This is a genomic window from Ferruginibacter sp., assembly GCF_031430955.1.
Lineage (GTDB): Bacteria > Bacteroidota > Bacteroidia > Chitinophagales > Chitinophagaceae > Ferruginibacter.
Map to the genome: position 1 here is coordinate 1 of NZ_JANPCM010000589.1, position 3,811 is coordinate 3,811.

The following is a 3,811-nucleotide window of genomic DNA, read 5'->3' on the forward strand; positions in this document are numbered from 1 at the left end:
TGCCCTACCCTGCGGTCTAATACCTGCAACACTCATACGTATAGTAATGCCACTTACACAAGTAATCATTAAATCTTCTGTTTCACTTACGGCTAATAAGCCTACTAACCTACCAGTTTTTTCTGTAACATTTAAGGTACGAACTCCTTTACCACCTCTGTTTGTAATTCTATAAACAGCTTCCCCATCTTCATCAATTAAAGGTGTACGTTTACCAAATCCTTTTTCGCTTACAACCATTATTGTTTTGGATTTGTCTTCTCTGTTTACGCAAACCATTCCTATTACTTCATCGGTTTTATCATCAACCTCTATTCCATAAACCCCTATTCCACCTCTACCTGTGCTGCGTACTTTTTCTTCATTAAAACGTATAGCTCTCCCACTTTTAACAGCCATCATTATTTCGCAATTACCATCGGTAAGTCTTGCAGCTAATAACTGATCGCCTTCTAAAATATTTATGGCGTTAATACCGCTCTGGCGTGGACGGCTGAAATCTTGCAGGTCAGTTTTTTTAATAATGCCTTTTTTGGTACACAAAACAATGTAATGGCTCTTTACATATTCCTCGTCTTTAAAATTCTTTACATCAATAATGGCACGTACTTTATCATCCTGCGGAATTTGTACCAGGTTTTGTATTGCCCTGCCCTTGCTGGTTTTATCACCTTCGGGAATTTGATACACCGGTAACCAAAAACATTTTCCTTTTTCGGTAAAGAATAATAAAGTGTGGTGAGTGCTGGCTACAAAAAGATGTTCGATATAATCTTCCTGCCTGGTGCTGCTGCCTTTTGCCCCACGGCCCCCACGGCGCTGCTGCCGGTATTCGCTAACCGAAGTTCTTTTTATGTAACCCAAATGCGAAATGGTAACCACCATGTCTTCTTCTTCAATCAGATCAAGCATTCCTATTTCATCATCCAGGTAAGTTATTTCTGTACGGCGTTCGTCACCAAACTTATGTTTTACTTCTGCCAGTTCATCTTTAATAATTTGAAAGCGCATGCCTTCGTTAGCTAAAATTTCTTTTAATCTTTCAATCAGCAGCATAATCTCTGCATGCTCTTCACGTATCTTATCAATCTCCATTCCGGTAAGGCGTTGCAAACGCAGTTCCAGCACGGCTTTGGCCTGTATTTCACTCATACCAAAACTGCTCATCAAACCTTCCTGTGCAATGTTGGGTGTAGATGATTCTCTTATTAATTTAATTACTGCATCCAGATTATCCAGTGCAATAATATACCCTTCTAAAATATGGGCACGCTCTTCTGCTTTGCGTAACTCGTATTTTGTTCTTCTTATAACAACTTCGTGGCGGAACTCAATAAACTCTCTTATAAGATCTTTAAGATTTAAAATTTTAGGTCTTCCTTTTACAATGGCCACATTGTTTATACCGTAAGAGGTTTGCAGGTCGGTATGTTTGTACAATTGGTTTATTACCACCTGCGCTACCGCATCTTTCTTTAAATCAACTACAATACGGGTACCTTCTTTGTTATTACTTTCGTCGTTAACATTGCTTACACCGTCAATAATTTTATCGGCAACTATTTCACCAATTTTTGCAGCCAGGTTATCAATATTTACCTGGTAAGGAATTTCGTAAATAATTAATTTCTCTCTGCCGTTGGGTAATGTTTCAATATTTACTTTACCTCTCAATACCACTCTGCCTCTTCCAGTATGTAAGCCAGCCTTTACGCCTTCAAAACCAAAAATGGTTCCGCCTGTAGGAAAATCAGGGCCCTTTACATGCTTTATTAAATCATCAATGGTAATATCATTATCATCTATATAAGCAATACAGGCATCAATAACTTCACTTAAGTTATGCGGCATCATGTTGGTAGCCATACCTACGGCAATACCACTGCTTCCATTTACTAAAAGCTGAGGGATACGTGTTGGTAAAACGGTGGGCTCTTTTAAACTGTCATCGAAGTTTAATTGATAATCCACTGTTTCTTTTTCAATATCTTCCAGCATGGCTTCGGCAAGCTTTTGCATACGTACCTCGGTATAACGCATAGCAGCCGGTGGATCTCCACCCTGGCTACCAAAATTTCCCTGGCCATCAATCATTACATACCGCATGTTCCACTCCTGCGCCATACGCACCATGGTATCGTAAATGGCAGTATCGCCGTGTGGGTGAAATTTACCCATCACCTCTCCAACAATACGGGCACTTTTTTTATAAGGCTTGTTGCTGTAATTACCCAGCTCACTCATGCCAAAAAGTACACGGCGGTGAACGGGTTTAAAACCATCCCTTACATCCGGCAAAGCCCGGCCTACAATTACGCTCATGCTGTAATCGATGTAAGAAGTTTTCATTTGCTCCTCAATATTTACAGGTATAATTTTGCCCCTGTTGTTGAGATTTCCGTCTTTTAATTCTTCGTTATTTTCCATATTATTTTTGTCCAAATTCCTGGTTGGCGAAAGTAACGGTTTTAAAGCGTTTTTCCGCAATAAAATGGGTCTTTTAAGCGCTTAGTTTTACACATTTATTTTATTGTTGTGGAGAAGATTTTAGTACAGAAATTTATGCCCTGATCAAGCTTGGGTGCGGTAGAATTACATTCAACATTTATATCGCTATTTAACTTTTATGTAAGCATAGAATTTAGCAACAATAAATAAACTATTTTGCACAAAATTTTGTATTTGAAAACTATACTTCTATTTGGAGCAGGTAAATCTGCTACCGTTTTAATTGACTATTTATTAAGTGAAGCCGAAATAAATAGCTGGCAAATTATTATTGCTGACGCAGATAAAAACCAGGTACTTGCTAAAACCAATAATTCTCCTTTAGCAGAAGCTGTGCAAATTGATATTACAAAAGATGAACAAAGGATTGCACTGATACAAAAAGCTGACATTGTAATTTCGATGATGCCCCCTGCCCTGCATTTTTTAGTGGCAAAGGATTGTGTGAACTACAGTAAAAATTTACTCACGGCTTCTTATGTTGATGATCAAATCCGAAATCTAAAATCCGAAATCGACAATAAAGGTATTCTGTTTCTCTGCGAAATGGGCTTAGACCCGGGCATTGACCACATGAGCGCAATGAAAATGATTGAGGAAATAAAAGCTGGCGGTGGAAAAATAACTTCTTTTAAAAGCCATTGTGGCGGTTTGGTTGCACCGGAAAGTGATAATAATCCCTGGCATTATAAAATAAGCTGGAACCCAAAAAATATTATTATGGCGGGCAGCGCCGGTGCGGTTTATAAAGAGAACTATGAAATAATTGAAGAAGAATATCAAATAGTATTTGAAAATTGTGAATTAGTCACTTTTCCCGGATTAGGCGAACTGGCCTGGTACCCTAACAGGGATTCGATCAGCTATCTGCCCATTTATAAATTAGAAGAAGCTGAAACTTTTATAAGAACCACTTTACGTTACCCGGCCTTTTGCCGTGGTTGGGATTATATTGTAAATCTTGGGCTAACCGACACCGAAGACCATGATAATATTATGGATTGCGAAACCTATGCCGACTGGCTGGAAAGAAAATTATATTTAGTTGAAGACAGAGAAATGGATTTAATAGAATACACCGACTTATATGTGCATGAAGATTTTATTGCAGAACTGACCAACCAATTTATTTTTTTGGGATTAACTGCTAATACCAAATTACCCAAAGCTGCACAATGCTCTGCAGATATTTTACAATTTGCTGCCGAAACAAAACTGGCTATGCAGCCTAATGATAAAGACATGATTGTGATGCTGCATGAAATTGAATATGAAAAAGATAATGTCCCACAGGGCCTTGTGG

At 38.4% G+C, this 3,811-nt stretch carries 2 protein-coding genes; one reads left to right on the forward strand and one right to left on the reverse strand.

What is annotated here, in order from left to right; translation table 11 throughout:
• A partial coding sequence (gene gyrA, locus ACY65O_RS16680) for a DNA gyrase subunit A (RefSeq protein ID WP_462221994.1) occupies window positions 1–2,427 on the reverse strand: 2,427 nt, incomplete at its 3' end.
• A 255-nt stretch (window positions 2,428–2,682) separates the two neighbouring features.
• Here gyrA and ACY65O_RS16685 point away from each other — a divergent pair.
• On the forward strand, window positions 2,683–3,811 hold a 1,129-nt coding region (locus ACY65O_RS16685; protein WP_462221995.1), incomplete at its 3' end, for a saccharopine dehydrogenase C-terminal domain-containing protein.